Source organism: Thermoanaerobacter sp. RKWS2 (assembly GCF_026240795.1).
Taxonomy (GTDB): Bacteria; Bacillota; Thermoanaerobacteria; order Thermoanaerobacterales; family Thermoanaerobacteraceae; genus Thermoanaerobacter; species Thermoanaerobacter ethanolicus.
Genome location: NZ_CP110888.1, coordinates 2554027 through 2573177 on the forward strand (window position 1 = coordinate 2554027; position 19151 = coordinate 2573177).

General features: G+C 35.0%; 10 protein-coding genes, 6 pseudogenes and 1 riboswitch. Of the genes and pseudogenes, 5 read left to right on the forward strand and 11 right to left on the reverse strand.

The window, feature by feature from the left end:
* Positions 1-61: 61 nt before the first annotated feature.
* Positions 62-135: riboswitch (Fluoride riboswitch) on the reverse strand.
* A gap of 244 nt (positions 136-379) precedes the next feature.
* Both OEI98_RS13590 and OEI98_RS13595 read left to right on the forward strand, forming a co-directional pair.
* Positions 380-1945: a ClC family H(+)/Cl(-) exchange transporter gene (locus OEI98_RS13590; RefSeq protein ID WP_004398861.1), complete on the forward strand. Its 1566-nt coding sequence runs from the start codon at positions 380-382 to the stop codon at positions 1943-1945.
* A gap of 74 nt (positions 1946-2019) precedes the next feature.
* Positions 2020-2157 (forward strand): annotated as a pseudogene (locus OEI98_RS13595) (twitching motility protein PilT); the annotation flags it as partial.
* Positions 2158-2201: 44 nt separating this feature from the next.
* On the opposite strand, the gene OEI98_RS13600 reads toward OEI98_RS13595, so the two are convergent.
* Complete coding sequence (locus OEI98_RS13600) at positions 2202-3071, reverse strand: copper amine oxidase N-terminal domain-containing protein (protein WP_004398869.1); 870 nt, start codon at positions 3069-3071, stop codon at positions 2202-2204.
* 285 nt (positions 3072-3356) lie between these two features.
* Between OEI98_RS13600 and OEI98_RS13605 the strand changes: the two genes are divergently transcribed.
* Positions 3357-3890: a sigma-70 family RNA polymerase sigma factor gene (locus OEI98_RS13605; RefSeq protein WP_004398872.1), complete on the forward strand. Its 534-nt coding sequence runs from the start codon at positions 3357-3359 to the stop codon at positions 3888-3890.
* Positions 3874-4962 (forward strand): DUF4179 domain-containing protein, encoded by a 1089-nt coding sequence (locus tag OEI98_RS13610; RefSeq protein ID WP_228378944.1) that lies wholly within the window; start codon positions 3874-3876, stop codon positions 4960-4962. Before OEI98_RS13605 ends, OEI98_RS13610 begins: the two co-directional genes overlap by 17 nt.
* Positions 4963-5015: 53 nt before the next feature.
* Here the strand turns inward: OEI98_RS13610 and OEI98_RS13615 are convergent, their stop codons facing one another.
* From OEI98_RS13615 to OEI98_RS13625, 3 genes are read right to left on the reverse strand one after another with little or no spacing between them, the layout of a single operon-like run.
* Entirely contained in the window at positions 5016-5666 is a 651-nt protein-coding gene (locus OEI98_RS13615) for an ABC-2 transporter permease (protein ID WP_266038476.1), read from the reverse strand.
* Positions 5654-6526, reverse strand: coding sequence for an ABC transporter ATP-binding protein (locus OEI98_RS13620; protein WP_004398877.1), 873 nt, complete (start codon positions 6524-6526; stop codon positions 5654-5656). Before OEI98_RS13620 ends, OEI98_RS13615 begins: the two co-directional genes overlap by 13 nt.
* Before the next feature lie 3 nt (positions 6527-6529).
* On the reverse strand, positions 6530-6904 hold the full coding sequence (locus OEI98_RS13625; protein ID WP_004398880.1) for a GntR family transcriptional regulator: 375 nt from the start codon (positions 6902-6904) through the stop codon (positions 6530-6532).
* Between the two features lie 281 nt (positions 6905-7185).
* Here OEI98_RS13625 and OEI98_RS13635 point away from each other — a divergent pair.
* A pseudogene (locus OEI98_RS13635) lies at positions 7186-8948 on the forward strand (M3 family oligoendopeptidase).
* A 77-nt stretch (positions 8949-9025) separates the two neighbouring features.
* On the opposite strand, the gene argH reads toward OEI98_RS13635, so the two are convergent.
* The 7 genes and pseudogenes from argH to argJ all read right to left on the reverse strand — a co-directional run bounded on the left by argH (position 9026) and on the right by argJ (position 19128).
* Positions 9026-10342, reverse strand: coding sequence for an argininosuccinate lyase (gene argH / locus OEI98_RS13640; protein WP_004398882.1), 1317 nt, complete (start codon positions 10340-10342; stop codon positions 9026-9028).
* A pseudogene (locus OEI98_RS13645) lies at positions 10323-11554 on the reverse strand (argininosuccinate synthase). The gene argH and the pseudogene OEI98_RS13645 overlap by 20 nt, the downstream one beginning before the upstream one ends.
* Positions 11555-11567: 13 nt before the next feature.
* Positions 11568-14786 carry a carbamoyl-phosphate synthase (glutamine-hydrolyzing) large subunit gene (gene carB / locus OEI98_RS13650; RefSeq protein WP_266038485.1) on the reverse strand — a complete coding sequence of 1073 codons (3219 nt, stop codon included), beginning with the start codon at positions 14784-14786 and terminating at the stop codon, positions 11568-11570.
* Positions 14773-15841: pseudogene (carA, locus tag OEI98_RS13655) on the reverse strand (glutamine-hydrolyzing carbamoyl-phosphate synthase small subunit). The gene carB and the pseudogene carA overlap by 14 nt, the downstream one beginning before the upstream one ends.
* A gap of 1 nt (position 15842) precedes the next feature.
* Positions 15843-17026, reverse strand: a pseudogene (locus tag OEI98_RS13660) (acetylornithine transaminase).
* On the reverse strand, positions 17013-17912 hold the full coding sequence (gene argB, locus OEI98_RS13665) for an acetylglutamate kinase (RefSeq protein WP_004398895.1): 900 nt from the start codon (positions 17910-17912) through the stop codon (positions 17013-17015). The pseudogene OEI98_RS13660 and the gene argB overlap by 14 nt, the downstream one beginning before the upstream one ends.
* Positions 17909-19128: pseudogene (gene argJ, locus OEI98_RS13670) on the reverse strand (bifunctional glutamate N-acetyltransferase/amino-acid acetyltransferase ArgJ). The gene argB and the pseudogene argJ overlap by 4 nt, the downstream one beginning before the upstream one ends.
* Positions 19129-19151: the final 23 nt, after the last annotated feature.

The following is a 19151-nucleotide window of genomic DNA, read 5'->3' on the forward strand; positions in this document are numbered from 1 at the left end:
CCTCCCTTTCAAAGTTGTAGGCAAATGCACTAAATATAAAAAAGCTGACAACCCCTACGTTTTTACCGTAGAAGCCATCAGCTGTTTATCAGCAGTTCGGATTTTCCAAAAGGGGGCTTCATCCCTTTTTGAATATTATATCACTTTTTTATGAAGCCTGCAAGAATATGTGAAAATTTACTTCAAAGCATAATGTTTATGTTTATTTGTTTAAAATAAAAAAATTTTTGTATTGTTTTATATCCAAATTTTGTAATACTGCTTATTATTCTATAAGTAAACTTAACAATATAAAATACTTGATATCATTATTTTGTAGTATAATGATAATATGAGAAAAATAAATATTCATTCATTTTATGTTTTGGGAGGGATCTTATTGAATAAAGGTAAAAGTATAACATTCAATACTTTAATACATTGGGAAGAATTTCGCAAGCGTATTATAGTTGAAGGCATTATAACAGGTTTCTTTGTTGGATTGATTATTGCTATTTTAAGATATATTCTTGAAAAAACAAATATTCTTGTAATAAGTGTATACAAAATTCTTCATACAAATCCTTACTTGTTAATTGGCTGGATAATTTTCCTTTCTCTAATAGGCTTATTATTGGGTATAATAGTGAAAAAAGAACCTATGATAAGCGGTAGCGGTATACCTCAAGTTGAAGGCATGATTATCGGTTATATAAAAGTTAATTGGTTACGAGTTTTATTGTTAAAGCTCATAGGTACTATTTTAGCGATAGGTGCAGGACTTTCTTTAGGGCGCGAAGGTCCATGTGTGCAAATTGGTTCTTCAATCGGACAAGGAATAAGTAGGTTGTTTGGTAGATTTAGAGTTGAAGAAAAATACCTTCTTACATGCGGAGCTAGTGCAGGGCTTGCAGCAGCTTTTAATGCACCACTTGCAGGAGTTATTTTTGCTCTTGAAGAACTGCATAAAAATTTCTCACCATTGGTACTTGTATCTAGTATGGTTTCATCACTTACATCAACTTTTGTAGCTGGTGAACTATTAGGAATCAAACCTATTTTTAATCTGAAAAATCTAGCAGTAATGCCGCTTAATAATTATCTTTATCTTATTTTACTTGGAATTATCGTTGGGTTATGTGGAATTGTATTTAATAAAACTCTTTTAAAAACTCAAGATATATACAACATGTTAAAAATAAAATCACATATGAAGCCAATAATACCTCTTATTATATCTGTTGCAGTTGGACTATGGATACCTATGGCACTTGGCGGCGGTGAAAGTCTTGTCGATACATTAAGTAAAGATAGTTTTAGTTTAAAATTTTTAATTTTGCTATTGATTGTTAAATTTTTATTTACTATGGTAAGCTATGGCTCAGGTGTACCAGGAGGTATTTTTATGCCCCTCCTTATAATAGGTTCACTGATTGGCAACATATACGGAACTGTAATAATTAAAATAATGCATATAAACCCTATTTATATCAAAAATTTTATTGTATTTGCTATGGCAGGATATTTTGCTGCTATAGTTAGGGCACCGATAACAGGTAGTTTGCTCGTAACTGAAATGACCGGTTCATTTTCTCATTTGTTGGCCCTAAGCACTGTCTCTATAACGGCATACCTTTCATCAGATTTGTTCTCAAATATGCCGATTTATGAATCTTTGTTAGAACGTCTGCCAATAAAGAAAGGACAAAAATCTATTACCGCCAATAAAAAAAGAAAGACGATTTTCGAAATGCCTGTTTGTGTAGGCTCAAGTTTAGATGGCAAAAAATTAAAGGATATTAGTTTGCCCCAAAGTTGCTTACTTGTTGGCATAAAGAGGGGAACGCATGAATTAATACCAAAGGGAAATACGAAAATTCTAGCCGGCGATTATCTAGTAGTCCTTGCAGATGAAGATAAAGCTACAGAAATTAGAGAAATTTTGTTGAATATGACACAGAAGTGAACAAATCTTAAATAGACACGGGGACGGTTTCTTTGTCCGAGTCGGACAAAGAAACCGTCCCCGTATCTATTGGGAAAAAGGGAATCACCATTCGCAGCACTATAGATTTACTCATAGCACAAACAGCCATTGAAAACAATTTATATTTGTTGCACGATGATAAAGATTTTTCCTTAATTGCACAAGTTGATGAAAGATTAAAAGAGTACTAAAAAGAAGTCTGTATAAAAAAGTGGCAGCCTTTTTTATTATGTATTTATTGCACTGGAAGAACTTCAGCAGCACGTTCCAATTCGTAACCTTCCGGAGTAACCATTCGAAAAAGCATTATTCGGCTCTTTGTTTCTTTATCCACCATTATCCCAGCATCACTATAGTTTATCCTCACCGTTTGGTAACCTTGAAGTTGAGGTTCAACTACCACCAACCATTCATCATCCAATCGGTAGATTTCTTTAACCTTATGAGATAATAGCCATAGTTCAAAAGAATGTGATGAATTAAAAGAACTGCCGACTGGTTTTTCCCAGTCTTCTGAAAATCCAATCATGTAATACAACCCTGCTCCTTCAGAAAGTCCTCCGGTATAAATGAAAAAGTTGCGTTGAGCACAACTAATAAGTTGTGTTATGTCACTATATTTTCCTCCCATAAAGGTACTATGCCAGGCTTTAGAGTAAATAGGTCGAATCCAGCTATCATCTTCGCTGGTAATTTCAAAAGGAACTTTACAACCAAGCGAACGGATATCTTGAATAGAATGAATCGTATTTTGTTCTAAGAACTGTTTAATTTGTTCTCTGTTCCAATCGTTCACTATTGTGTTAGGTTGTTCTGGCTCAATGGCATGTAACCTCTCCAACAGCTTTGAAGTTATTTTTACTGTATAACCTTCACTGCTCTGTTCCAACTGGACATCAGCACCTAATGATTCAGCAATCCACTTTACAGGGACCATAGTTCTTCCGTTAATAATTTGCGGTGGAACGTCTGGTTTGATTTCTTGGCCGTTAACAATGATCTTAATATAATTAGAGATCTTAATATGATTAGATGCGAAAGCACCTGCAGCAAAGGCTAGTATTAACATGACAACACCTGTAACTACTGACCACTTCTTCCTCACAGGTAAAATCCCCCTGCTTGTATTTTTTATTTCATTATACCACTTTAAATGTTAAAATTTATTAAAAAATTATTAAGTTTTGGTTACAAAATGGTTACAGAGTAAATTGTTCCTTCCCTAGTATCCTTAGTATAAAGTACATAGGTATACTTGTATCCTTCTAAAAACAATCACTTATCCAACAAGATATAATCTTATCCGAGAACCAAACTCCTTCCACAATCATCTATAAAGTGAGAAGGTCATCCGGATGACTCATCTCATCGCAAAATAGGAGGTGTAAGATTGGAAATCATACAAGAAGTAAAGAAAGCCAAGCAAGGAGACAAGTCTTCCTTTGCAAAACTCATATACCATTTTGAAAAAGACATGTATATAGTGGCAAAAAGCATATTGCAGGACGACAATGACTGTGCTGATGCCGTATCTGAAACTGTACTAAAAGCTTATGAGTCTATTTCTCAATTAAAACATCCAAAGTATTTTAAAACATGGCTTATGAAAATTTTAGTAAACAATTGCTACCAAATAAAACGCCTCCAGAAAAGAGTAATAACAGTAGATGACTTCCATGATATTCCTGTACCCCAGGAAGAATACAACAACACAGAATTGTATCAAGTGTTAAACAAATTAGAAGATGATTTAAAAGTAATAGTGGTAATGTATTATTTACAAGACATGTCAGTTAAAGAAATTTCTAAAATATTGGATATTCCGGCGGGTACTGTAAAGTCACGACTTTCAAGGGCACGAAAGCGAATGAGAGAAATATTAAGTTTGGAGGGAGGTAATGTATCCTATGAACCGAAAATTTGACAGACAAATACGTGACCTTTTACAAAAGAGCAATATTGAAGTGCCTGAAAACTTTCATAAAAGAATAGAAAATACCTTAAATATGATAAAAGAAAGGAAAGGAGACAACAAAGTGCCAAAAAATAATAATTCTAAAAAAATCACCTTAGGAGCACTTTTAAAAGTAGCTTCCCTTTTAATCGTAGCAATACTGACAGTAGGAATAATAGACCCTGCTATAGGGAAAAATATTCCTATAATCAATTCTGTATTTGAATATCTATCAAATAAAGGTATAGAAAAGGCTGAGTATCAAAAATACGCTGTAGGAATAGGGGCTTCGCAAATCTCTAAAGGTGTTGAAGTGACACTGAATGAAGCAGCTTTTGATGGATCCAGATTGGTGGTGGGATATATAATAAAAGATAACCATCTCCCAAAAAAAATAGAAAAAGATAAAATTTTTGTTGATAGCAGTGCTGAAACAACAATAAATAATGAAAATTTATCTGCTGGCAGTAACACTGTTTCAGGAATTTTAACTAATGACAATACTTTTATAGCATCGGCAAAATATGAACTTGTAAGAGGATATCTCGATAAAATCCCCTCTTCTATAGATGTAAAAATCAATATAAGAGAAATAACTTTTTATGAAGGAACAAATAGACACACTATTAAAGGCAATTGGAATTTTAATTTTACAATTCCTGCCTCCAAAACTAAAGTAGATTTAAAAATACTCGAACCAAAAATTGTAATCAATGACAAGTTAGGTGAAATCAAATTTAATAAAATAATTCTTTCACCCTTTTCCACCAGCATAGAAATTGAAGCTCCACAAGACCCTGTAGTAGGTTGGTACGAATACACAGACGAATATCAATATATGCAGCCAAGTCTATGGACTGTAACTGATGATAAAGGCAATATCCTAAAGTGGGAAGCAGAGTATAATCTTTTTGATATAAATGGCAAAGTAAAAAAAGACAAAGCCTATCCAAGGTTAATAAAATTCTCACCTGTAAGTCCTGATATTGCATATATAAATATCAAATCCAGTAAATTTGAAGTAAAATTGCCTGTAAAATAACACTTAAATAGGAGGCCGGTTCTTTTAACAAAGAACTGCCCCTATCTATATTATTAAAACTCCCTATTTTTATAAAACTTAACAGATAATAAACATGAAACCGTCAGTATAATAAGCGCTAAAGCAGTTATAAACAACATTTTCACTGTATCTGATTGATTCATTATAAAAGATACAATATTTTGAAACCAATCATAATTTACAAGTTTTTCAAAAAGTCTTATAACATAAGATATGCCATAAGAAAATCCAAAAATCAAAATAATGTACATAATCCCAGAAAAACCATGTCCAAATTTAAACATTAAAGGAAGGTATATGGCATTTAGAAAACTCACCGCCAGTATGCCGTAAATTACAGCTTTAAAATTGATAGGATATACATAAATAGGAAAGCCTAGTACTTTTGTAGCTGCTGCAACTAACAAATAAATAGCTATGCCTATTGCTGAATAGACAAATATAGACAGGTATTTTGCCAATACAATTTCATGCCTTCTTAGAGGCAAACTATTTAACAAAATATCAGCTTTGTTTGTCTCATCAGCTGAGCTTGTTACTATCAGCCCCATGTATGCCATACCCACCATTATTACTACCGCTGCGAAATTTCGGAAAGTCGGCATCCATACTATAAGAAAAGCAGCAGTAAGCAATAAAATTTTTTTGCTTATTAGTATATCTTTTAAAATCAAACTGAACATTTAAATTCCTCCTTTGTAAAATATAACATCACGTCTTCTAAAGTAGGTTTCTCAACAATGACAGTATCTTTTAAAAGCTTTTTTATTTGCTTTTTATCCTTCACTAATCCTTCAAATCCAAACTTATTTTCCTTGATTCCCACAAAATATTTTTTAATATTCTCATCCAAAATGTCTTTGCTCCCCTTGACAATCCCGTAATTTTCTATAATTTCATCTTTTGTGCTACTAAATATTATTTCACCTCTATTAATCAAAGTGATGTAATCAGCAATTTTATCCAAATCAGAGGTTATATGAGTTGAAAAGAAAATACTTTTGTTTTCATCTTGTATTAAAGAAGAAAAAATGTCCAAAAGCTCACTTCTTATCAAAGGATCCAGCCCTGAAGTCGGCTCATCCATAATGAGAAGTTCAGCCCTATGGGACAACGCTATGGCAAGGGCAAATTTTATTTTCATTCCCCTGGATAAACTCTTTATTTTTCTTTTAGCTGGCAAATCAAATTCTTTTAAATACTTCATAAAAGCTTCCTCATCCCAGCTTTTATACAGGTGGGCTATAACTCTTTTCATTTCAGAAATAGTTAAGTCCCCATAAAAATAACTCTCTTCATATACAAAACCAATTTTCTCCTTTATTTCCCTTTCATGTTTTATATTATCCAACCCAAAAACTTTGATTTCCCCTCCATCTCTTTTTAGCAAATTCATAATAAGCTTAATAGTCGTACTTTTCCCTGCCCCATTAGGTCCAATGAAGCCCATAATAAACCCTCTTGGCAATGAAAAACTGACATCTTTTAATGTAAACCCTCTAAAATTCTTCCTTAAATTCTTAACCTCCAAAATTGGCTCCACCTTTTAGACCTCCTTATACAAAATCTCTAACATCTCTTTTATCTCTTCTAAGGATAAGTTTACTGCTTTTGCAGCTATAATCGCTTCTACTAATTTTTCTTCTACAATTTTTAGCCGTTTCTCACGCATTAATTCCTTGTTTTGCGCTGCTACGTAAGTACCCTTTCCCGGAATTGTAGTAATGAATCCTTCTTTTTCCAATTCGTCATAAGCCCTTTTTGCAGTAATCACGCTAATCTGCAACTCTTTTGCTAGGTTTCTAATAGAAGGAAGCAATTCCTCCTCTTCCAACTCCCCTTTCAAAATTGCTTCTTTGATTTGCCTGACAATTTGCTCATATATAGGCTCTTCCGCAGAATTTGAAATGATAATGTTCATCTATTACAACCATCCCCTTTGTGTTATTACTGTATATTAACATTATATACAGTAATAACGGTTTTGTCAATACTTTATTGTGAAAATTTACCTCAGAGCGTGATACAGCAGCTATTAAAAATAAAATAGCATATTCTTTAAAAAGAGGAACATAATAAAACGCTCAAAAATCCTTAAAAAAGCAATATTGACCAGTTTGTTAATCTTACAATTTGACTTCTTTTTTGAATTGGTTTACAATCAAATTGATAAAAATTATATAAAAATGGGGGAAAAGTAAAATGAGATGGTCGTTAGAAAAGCTTTATACCTCCTTTGACAGCGAAGAATTTAAAAAAGACAACGAAAAGATACTTTCATCAATTGAACACATAAAAAAGTGGTGCGAGAAAAACCTCCAAACAGATGAAAATGCAAAAGAAAAGCTTGAGTACTACATAAAGTTTAAAAATGAACTGGGAGACCTTTTAGTAAAAGTGAGGGGCTTTTCTTTGCTCTCTTTAAGTGTAGATGTTAAAAATGAAAAAGCCCTCAAAGCAGTTGAAACCCTTGAAAATGTTACAACAATGCTGGCAGAGCCTGAAACAAAATTCAAAAGGTGGCTTTTAAACCTCAAAAACGTAGATGAAATAATAGAATCCTCTTCATACCTCAAATCTCATGAGTTTTACGTAAAAGAAACAATAAAGGAAGCCGAACACCTCCTATCAGAAAAAGAAGAAATAATACTGGCAAAAATGAAAAACACGGGTTCAGAAGCATGGGCAAAGTTACATGAGTTTTTAACCTCCACACTACTTGTAGATATAAACATAAATGGAGAAGAAAAAAACTGCCTCTTTCAGTTGTCAGAAACATGGCTTATGACAAGGACCCTTACATAAGGAAGACTGCCTACTTTGCAGAGTTAAATTCCTACAAAAAGATAGAAGAAGCCTCAGCCGCCTGTCTAAACGGAATAAAAGGTGAAGTCCTCACTGTAACAGAATTGAGAAAATACTCTTCTCCCCTCGAAATGACGTTACAGCGCTCTCGTATGAATTTTGAAACCTTTGATGCAATGTTAAAAGCCATAGAAGAATATTTACCAGTATTTAGAAAGTATTTAAAAGAAAAAGCAAAGCTTTTAGGTCACAAAGAAGGACTTCCTTTCTATGACCTCTTTGCCCCTGTAGGAAAACTGGACAAAAAACTTACCTTTGAAGAGGCTAGAGAATTCATTGTAGAAAACTTCAAGTCTTTCAGTGAAGACCTGGCAGAATTTGCAGATAACGCTTTTAGAAATAATTGGATTGATGCAGAACCTAGAGAAGGCAAGAGAGGAGGAGCCTTTTGCTTTAACCTGCATCCAATAAAAGAAAGCAGAATTCTCGCAAACTTTGATGGAAATTTTTCTAATGTTTTGACATTAGCCCACGAATTAGGACATGGATACCACGGCCATCTACTGGCAGATGAAACATTAATCAACTCAAGGTACCCTATGCCCATAGCTGAAACTGCCTCTATCTTTAATGAGCACATAATAGTAAACTCCGCATTAAAAACGGCAACTAATGAAGAAAAACTGTCAATTATAGAAAATTCTCTCCAGCGCTCCACTCAAACCATAGTCGATATTTACTCAAGATTTTTATTTGAAAATGAACTCCTAAAAAGGCGAAAAGACCATTCCTTATCTGTGGAAGAACTAAAACAAATGATGATAGATGCTCAGAAAAAAACTTATGGAGATGGACTTGACCAAAATTATATGCACCCTTACATGTGGATAAATAAACCCCACTATTACGATGCTGACTTAAACTATTACAATTTCCCTTACGCTTTTGGTGAACTATTTGTAAAAGGCCTAATTTGCAAGTACAATCAAGAAGGAGAAAAATTCGTAGAGGAGTACAAAGAACTTTTATCCCAAACAGGCAAGAAAAATCTTTACGAATTAGGAAAAATCGTGGGATTTGACATACATTCTATCGACTTCTGGAGAAAATCTCTCGATGTCATAAAAGAAGAAATAGAACAATTTATTTCACTGATATGACCCCAAACCCAAACAAAAGGGGTGGTTCCTTTTGTTTGGGTTCTGAACTGTCCCCTTTGTTTGGGAGGGCTAAGTTTTTATATCTTTGGTGCACCTATAGTTTTTCTTTTCTTCAATATATTTTTAAGATCTATCGCCCCATATATATCTTTTTCTATTACATCGCTGAATTTTTTAAGTTCTTCAAGTGATAACTCTTCAATTGGTAAGTTTCGTTCTATCGCATATAAGACAACTTTGCCTGCAATTTCATGGGCGGTCCTAAAAGGAATACCTTTTTGTACAAGATAGTCTGCAAAATCTGTAGCATTCATGTAACCATATTTTGCGGCCTTTCCCATGTTGTCAGTCTTTACTTTAATTGTCTTTATCATTTCTGTAAAAACTCTTAAAGACATTTTTAAAGTGTCTATTCCATCAAACAAAGCCTCTTTATCCTCCTGCATGTCTTTGTTATATGCAAGAGGGAGTCCTTTCATCACAGTAAGTATTGTAATCAAATCGCCGTAAACCCTGCCGGTTTTGCCCCTTATTAGTTCTGCTGCATCGGGGTTTTTCTTTTGTGGCATCATACTGCTTCCTGTTGAAAATCTGTCGTCCATCTCAATAAAATCAAATTCTTTGGTGGACCACAAAATTAATTCCTCACAGAATCTGCTCAAATGCATCATTGTTATAGAGGCAAAGCTTAAAAATTCTATTACAAAGTCTCTATCGCTTACACCATCCATGCTGTTTAAAGTTATATCATCGAACCCTAAAAGAGATGCCACGTATTTTCTATCAATATCAAAGGTGGTACCAGCAAGTGCACCAGAGCCCAAAGGCATCACATTGACTCTTTTTTTCATATCTAAAAGCCTTGATAAATCTCTTTTAAACATTTCAACATAGGCAAGAAGATAATGGCCAAAAGTCACAGGCTGTGCCCTTTGCAGATGCGTATATCCCGGCATAATCGCTTCTTTATAAGTTTCAGCCATTTCTTTTAATGTATCTATAAGTTTTATTAAATCCTCTTTTATTTTGTCTATCTCATCTCTTAAATAAAGCCTTTCATCTGTCGCAACTTGGTCGTTTCGACTTCTTCCTGTGTGAAGTTTGCGCCCTGTATCGCCTATTTTCTCAGTTAAAAGCCTTTCAACATAAGAATGAACATCTTCATCATTTGGTATCTCTCCAACATTGGTTTCATCAAGAATTTCCTTTAACCCTTTTTCTATTAAATTGAGTTCATCTTCTGTCAGCACTCCAGCTTTATAAAGTCCTTTTGCATGGGCAATTGAGCCTAATATGTCATGCTTTAAAAGCCTAATATCAAAAGAAATGGAGGAATTAAACTCCTCCATTAGTTTGTCCGTCTCGCTTTTAAACCTACCTCCCCACAGCTTCATCCATATCCTTCCTCTCCATTTCCCTCAACGCCTTAATTTTTAAAGAAAGTCCAAAGAGATTTATGAATCCTTCTGCATCTTTTTGATTATAAACCTCATCTTTACCAAAAGTTACAAATTCTTCATTGTAAAGAGAATAAGGAGATTTTGCACCAGCGTTTATGACATTTCCTTTATAAAGCTTTAGCCTCACAACACCAGTTACATTTTTTTGGGTCTCCTCAACGAAGGCATCCAGAGCCGTTTTAAGTGGTGAAAACCACAAACCGTTGTAAACAAGGTCTGCATATTTTTGTGAAACCAAATCCTTAAACCTCATTGTTTCCTTATCAAGCACAAGATATTCAAGTTCTTTGTGAGCAGCGTGAAGCAGTGTCCCTGCAGGAGTTTCATAAACACCGCGAGATTTCATCCCTACAAGCCTATTTTCAACAATGTCGGCTATCCCCACACCGTTTCTTCCTGCAATTACGTTTAATTCTTCTATTAATTTGACAGGTTCTAAAGCTTTGCCGTTTACTTTCACAGGTATGCCCTTTTCAAATTCTATAACTACATATTCCGGCTTATCTGGGGCTTTGTCAGGTGGGGTGGTTATATCGTAAAGGTCGCTTTTAGGCTCATTCCAGGGGTCTTCAAGGTCGCCACCTTCATGGCTTATATGCCACAAGTTATTATCGACACTGTATATTTTTTCTTTAGTAACAGGGATTGGAATCCCTTTCTTTTTCGCATAGTCTATTTCATCTTCCCTTGATTTTAAATCCCATATCCTCCACGGGGCTATGATTTTTATTGAAGGGTCAAGAGCATGTATTGATACCTCAAACCTCACCTGGTCATTGCCTTTGCCTGTCGCACCATGAGCTATTGCCTTTGCACCTCTTTGTGGGCAATCTCCACAAGTTTTTTGGCAATTAAAGGTCTCGCCATTGAAGTGCCTAAAAGGTATTTCCCTTCGTAAACAGCACCAGCCTTTAAAGTAGGAAATATATAATCTTTGACAAATTCTTCTTTTACGTCTTCAATATATACTTTACTGGCACCACTCGCTAAAGCCTTGTCTTTTATATGTTTAAGTTCTTCTCCCTGTCCTACATCAATGCAAGCCGCTATTATCTCACATTCATAGTTTTCTTTAAGCCATGGTATAATTACTGATGTGTCAAGTCCTCCTGAATAAGCAAGTACCACTTTTTCGCCTTTTAACATTTTTAAACACTCCTTACAAAACCAAATTTTTGACATTATCCTTTTGTATTTCTTGATATTCATTTACAGATAAAATGGACAAGCCGTTTATATTTACTTTTGACACAGCATTTAATGCCGCTTTTATAGTATCTATAGATGTAAAAAGAGGAATTCTATATTCTACTGATGTTCTTCTTAACTTAAATCCCGTATTATCAGGTTTTTTACCTTTTGTCGGTGTATTTACTACAGCGTCAAAATATCCATCCTTCAGCAATTTTATTGCATTGTCAAGAGACATAATATTTACATGAATACCCATCAAACTCAAATACTTACCTGTCCTGTATGTGGCATATATTTCATAACTTAAGCCCTGCAATTTTTCTACTAAAGATACTGCTTCTTGAAAATCTCTTTCCGCTATTGAAAGAAGAATCTTACCTTTTTTAGGTATTTTAAGGCCTGCTCCTTCTAAAGCTTTGTAAAGTGCTCCTTCATAGCTTAAATCTATACCCATTATTTCTCCAGTTGATTTCATTTCAGGACTTAGTGAAACTTCAACATCTGTCAATTTTTCCATAGAAAATACGGGAGCTTTTACAACCGTATATGGGGTCTGCGGCCATAAACCGCCTTTATAACTTAACTCTTTTAGCCTTTTGCCTAAGGCCACTTCTACTGCGAGTTTTACCATAGGTATACCCGTTGCTTTGCTCATAATAGGTACAGTACGTGAAGCTCTGGGATTTACTTCTAACACGTATACAGTGCCTTCTTTTACAGCAAATTGAATATTTATAAGTCCTTTTACATTTAAAGCTTTTGAAATCTTCTCTGTGTATTCGATAATAGTGTTTATCTCCCGTTCAGACAAATTTCTTGCAGGATATATTGAGAAACTATCTCCTGAATGCACTCCAGCTCTTTCTATGTGCTCCATTATTCCGGGTATTAATACACACTCACCATCTGAAACTGCATCAACTTCTACTTCTCTTCCATCTATATATTTATCTATTAAAACAGGTTTGCCTGGAGATACTTGGGTTGCATTTGAAACATAGTCGATTATCTCTTGAAGTGTGTTAACTTTTTCCATGGATTGACCGCCTATAACATAGGATGGCCTTACAAGAAGTGGAAAACCAAGTTTTAAGGCTATATCTTTTGCATCTCCTACTGTTAATGCATATTCGCCTTTAGGTTGATTGATGTTTAGCTCTTTTAAAAGTTTTGAGAATTTTTCCCTGTCTTCACTTATGTCAATACTTTCATGCGATGTGCCTAATATTTTCACTCCGTTTTTGACTAACTCTTCTGTAAGATTTATCGCTGTCTGGCCGCCAAACATTACCATTACACCAAGTGGTTTTTCTTTTTCATATATGTTTAAAACATCCTCCAATGTAATAGGCTCAAAGTACAACCTGTCTCCCGTGTCAAAGTCTGTGCTGACAGTTTCAGGATTGTTGTTTATTATGATAGATTTAATTCCAGCATCTCTTAAAGCCCACAAGGCTTTAACAGAACAGTAATCAAACTCAATTCCCTGACCAATTCTTATAGGACCAGAACCTATTACAATTACCTTTGGTATATCATGGGTCTCAACTTCGTCTTCCTCACAATAAGTTGAATATATATATTGTGTAATTGATTCAAACTCTGCTGCACAGGTATCTACCATTTTATAAGAAGGATATATACCATATTTTTTCCTCAATGTTCTCACATCTTCTTCTTTAATTCCCTTTATCGTTGCAATCTCTCTATCTGAAAAGCCCATTCTCTTTGCTTTTTTAAGAATCTCTTCCCTTAACTCATTTTTCTCTATTTCCCTTTCCATATTTATAATATTTAAAAGCTTATTTAAAAACCATTTGTCTATTTTTGTAACGTCATTTATATAATCAATGTCTATATCGCGGCGAAGAGCTTCTGCTATATAAAATAGCCTCATGTCATTAGGAACTGATATGCCTTTTAGTATTTCTTCTGTTTTCATGCCTTTTATATTGTTTAATCGAAGGCCGTAAGCTTTTATCTCTAATGACCTTACGGCCTTCAAGAGGGAGGCTTCAAAAGACCTTTCTATTGCCATTACTTCTCCTGTCGCCTTCATCTGTGTACCTATTTTTCTATCAGTAGTATAAAATTTGTCAAAAGGCCATCTCGGTATTTTTGTCACAACATAATCCAGTGCAGGTTCAAAAAATGCAGTTGTTTTACCTGTTACAGGATTTTTTATTTCATCAAGTCTAAGCCCTATTGCAATTTTTGCAGCAACCTTTGCAATAGGATAACCTGTCGCTTTTGATGCCAGTGCGCTTGAACGACTAACCCTTGGGTTTACTTCTATAACGTAGTATTTGTGGCTTTGGGGATCTAAAGCAAATTGGATATTACATCCTCCCTCAATTTTTAAAGCCTTGATTATTTTAATACTTGCACTTCTTAACATTTGATATTCGTAATCTGACAAAGTCTGCACTGGCGCTACAACTATACTATCTCCTGTATGAACTCCTACAGGATCAAAATTTTCCATGCTACAGATGGTAATACAATTATCAGCAGCATCTCTCATTACTTCAAACTCTATTTCTTTCCATCCATACAGAGATTTTTCAACAAGTACTTCTTGAGCCATGCTTTTTTTAAGACCTAAATCCACAATCGATATAAGTTCTTCGTCATTGTGGGCTATACCACCGCCTGTACCTCCGAGTGTATATGCAGGCCTTATTATCAAAGGATAACCGTAATTTTTAGCAAATTTAAGTGCATCCTCTACATTTGTGACTGTGATACTTTCAGCAACTGGCTCTCTTATTTCCTGCATTTTTCTTTTAAAAAGTTCTCTATCTTCTGCAGTTTTTATTGACTCAAAAGAAGTTCCTAAAAGTTTTACATTATATTTATCTAAAATTCCTTCTTCTTTAAGTTTGACAGCAAGATTAAGCCCTGTCTGTCCTCCTAAGGTAGCAAGAATTCCATCGGGTTTTTCTTTAGCTATTATTTTTTCAACTACAGAAACAGTAGGATTTTCAATATAAACAATATCTGCTATATCAGTATCAGTCATTATGGTAGCTGGATTGTTGTTTACCAGAACGACTTGTACCCCTTCTTCTTTTAAGGATTTACAGGCTTGGGTTCCTGAATAATCAAACTCCGCTGCTTGCCCTATTATAATAGGGCCTGAGCCTATTACCAGAACCTTACTAATATCCTTATACTTCGGCAAAATAAGACCTCCTTTTGTAAACCATGACTATATCCATGAATTTATCAAAAATATCTGTTGAATCACGGGGTCCAGGACATGCCTCAGGATGATACTGCACAGAAAAAACTGGCAGAAACTTATGCATAATGCCTTCTACTGTTCCATCGTTTAAGTTTATATGGGTTACAGTTATCTTGTCTTTATCTATTGACTCATCTTCAACAGCGTATCCGTGGTTTTGAGAAGTTATATAGTCTTTATTTGTTAGTAAATCCTTAACAGGTTGATTTGCACCTCTGTGGCCAAATTTCATCTTTACTGTATTACATCCAAGAGCAATGGCTATTATTTGATGCCCTAAGCATATTCCAAGCACAGGTTTTATACCTATAAATTGTTTAGTAAGTTCTATTGCATAAACTGCATCTTTAGGGTCTCCTGGTCCATTTGAAAGAAATATTGCATCGGGATTTATTTGCATAACATCATCATAACTTGTATTATAAGGAAACACATAAATATCAAACCCAACAGAATTTAGCATCTTTAAAATACTTTTTTGTGCCAAGGTCAATAAAAGCAAGTTTTGGGCCAATACCCGCTATACGATATGACCTTTTTGTAGAAACTTCTTCTAAAAGATTTGTTTGGTCAAATTCTATGTCGTCGTCAGGGTTACAAGTTATAATTCCTCTCATAGTTCCATTTTCTCTAAGCTTTTTTGTCAAAGCCCTTGTATCAATTCCCGATAATACTGGTATGTTGTGCTTATCAAGATAGCTTAAAAGCGACTCCTCACTTTGAAAATTACTAGGCTTATCGCAATATTCCCGTACCACAAATCCTCTTATATAAGGCTTTTCTGATTGAAAGTCGTATTTGTTAATGCCGTAATTTCCTATTAAAGGATATGTCATGACAACTATTTGACCTGCATAAGATGGATCTGTTATGGCTTCTTGATAGCCTGTCATACCTGTGGTAAAAACAACCTCTCCATATCCTTTTTTGTTTTTGCTTATTAACTCACCTTCAAATATGCTTCCATCCTCAAGTTTTAAATAACCTTTCATGCTAAAACCCCATTTCACAAAGTACATCCTCCAGTATTATTAACGCCGTATCTATTTCCTCTTCTGTCACAGTAAGAGGAGGGACAAATCTTAAAACATTGTGACTGATACAATTTATAAGTAAGCCTTTTTCCATTGCCTTTGTCACAATATCCGAAGCCTCTTCCATATCCATTTGACAGCCTATCATAAGGCCCTTTCCTCTCACCTCTTTTATGACACTGTATTTCTCCTTTAAATTTTTAAGTTTTCTCCTAAAATACTCGCCTTTTTGAGCCACACTATCTAAAAAGCCTTCCTTTGTTATTTCATTCATAACCGCAATTCCTGCGGCACAAGCAAGGGGATTTCCTCCAAATGTGGAGGCATGGTCTCCCGGTTGAAAAACAGCTTTATCCTCTTTTGCGACAATAGCTCCTATTGGGAAGCCTCCCCCAATCCCTTTGCCAAAGTCATAATGTCAGGAGTTATGCCGTAATGTTCATATCCAAAAAGTTTTCCTGTACGACCTATACCTGTCTGAACTTCGTCTATTATAAAGAGAATGTCATTTTCATCACATATCTCTCTTGCCGCCTTTATATACTCTGGTATAGCTTCATGGATACCGCCTTCACCTTGCACTACTTCAAGCATAATCGCACACACTTCATCATCAATAGCTTCATAAAGAGCATCAATATCATTAAAAGGTACATATTTAAAACCAGAGAGAAGTGGGCCAAAACCTTTGTGATACTTCTCTTGACCTGTCGCAGTAAGTGCCCCAAAAGTTCTACCGTGAAAAGAATTTTTGGCAGATATAACTTTATACCTTTTATCACCGTATTTTAATGAGGCATATTTTCTGGCAAGTTTTATTGCGCCTTCATTTGCTTCTGCACCACTATTTGCAAAAAATACCTTATTCCCAAAGGAGTTTTCCGCGATTATCTTTGCAAGTTGTATCTGATTCTCATTCCAATAAAGATTAGAACAGTGTATAAGTTTTTCGGATTGGTTCTTTATAGCATCAACTAATGCCGGATGACAATGCCCCAATGAATTTACTGCAATGCCTGCAACAAAATCGAGATAAACATTCCCTTTGTCATCCCACACTTTTGTCCCTTTCCCCTCCACCAGGGTAATAGGGTATCTGCTGTAAGTATTCATTACATATTTCTTATCATCAACGCTTATCATCATCAAAACATTCCTTTCCTATCATAGTTCCTATTCCTTCATCAGTAAAAATTTCAAGAAGCAGTGAATGTGTAAGCCTTCCGTCAATGATGTGAGCTCTTTTTACTCCATTTTCAACAGCTTTTATGCAACATTCAAGTTTTGGTATCATTCCACCGTTTATGCGTCCCGAATTCATAAATTCTTTTGCGTGCTCTAAGTCCATTCGGGATATTAGGCTACTTTTATCATTTATATTTGATAGAATTCCTTCGACATCTGTAAGTAAAATTAGTTTTTCAGCCTTTAATGCTTCTGCGATTTTTCCTGCTGCAGTATCCGCATTTACATTGTACGTTTTGCCGTCATCTCCGAAAGATGTCGGTGCAATAACAGGTATATAGCCTTTTTCCAGCATCATCGTTATTACATCTATGTTTACATCTACAATTTTTCCTACGTATCCTATGTCGCCATTCGATGTGTCCTTTTCCGCCTTTAAAAGTTTGCCATCTTTTCCACTTATGCCAATCGCCTGACCGCCTAATTCATTGATCATAGATACAATTTCCTTATTAATGCGCCCCACTAGTACCATTTCAACAACTTCCATAGTTACCTCGTCAGTAACCCGCAGTCCCTTCACAAACTTTGACTCTATGCCTAATCTTTTTAGCATGTTATTTATTTCTGGTCCACCGCCATGTACAACTACAGGATTTAATCCTACAAATTTCATCAATACAATGTCCTGCATTACCATTCTTTTTAAATTGCAGTCTAACATTGCACTTCCACCATATTTTATTACAACAGTCTTGCCAGAAAACTTCTTAATGTATGGGAGTGCTTCTATTAAAACATGGGCTTTTGCAATTTCATCGCCAAACTTCTCTTTTCTAATCATGTCCTGTAACTCCCATTGATTTTCACATAGTCATAGCTTAAATCGCACCCCCAAGAAGTCGCAGTACATTCCCCGGCTTTCATATCTACAGTTAGAGTAATTTCTTTTTCTTTTAAAATTTCTTTGGCTAAAGCCTCATCAAAAAAGATGTATCCGCCGTTTTCACAAACTTTAACCTCTCCCTTCACGCTTTTTAAATATATGTCAACTCTACTTACGTCAAAATCTGCCCCTGAATACCCCACTGCCGCGAGAATCCTTCCCCAGTTGGCATCTTCACCGAATATAGCTGTCTTTACAAGATTTGAGTTTACGATAGACTTTGCAGCTAATCTTGCATCTTTTTCAGTTTTTGCATTTATTACATTTACTTCCATGAATTTAGTTGCTCCTTCCCCATCCTTCACAATAAGTTTTGCAAGAGTTTTATTCACATACTCTAAGGCTTTATAAAACACATCAAATTCATGAGTCCCTTCTTCTATTGTTTTGTTTTGCGCTTCCCCATTTGCAAGTATTATCGCTGTATCATTTGTGCTCATATCTCCATCAACAGAAATCATGTTATAAGTTTTGTCTACAGTTTCTTTAAAAGCTTTATTTAATGCAACCTTAGTTATATTAGCATCTGTAAGTATAAAAGAAAGCATTGTGGCCATATTTGGATGTATCATACCTGACCCTTTCGCAAACCCTGTCATTGTAACAATTTTACCTTCTATTACAAACTTGGCTGTCACACCTTTTAAAAAGGTATCTGTTGTCATTATAGCTTCAGCCGCCTGGTACCCACCCTCTGTTGAAAGATTTTCTGCCGCAGCCTCAATCCCTTTTAAAACTTTTTCCATAGGAAGAGGTACTCCAATAACTCCTGTAGAACATACCAGCACATTTTCTTCATCTATTTTAAGAAGTTGTGACACTTTTTTTGCCATGTTAACCGCATCCTCAAAGCCTTTTTCTCCTGTGCAGGCATTGGCATTGCCACTGTTTATAATGATCGCCTGTGCTATACCTTTTTCTATTCTTTTCATATCAAGAAGGACTGGCGCCGCTTTAACCTTATTCGTTGTAAATACTGCTGCTGCATTTGCCACTTTTTCTGAATATATTAATGCAATATCCTTTTTACTTTTTTTATCCCTGCAAAAATGCCTGAGGCTAAAAAGCCTTTTGGCAGTTCAATGCTTCCTTCTAAAATCTCCAACTCTTCCATTATCAAATCCTCCAAATCCCTTT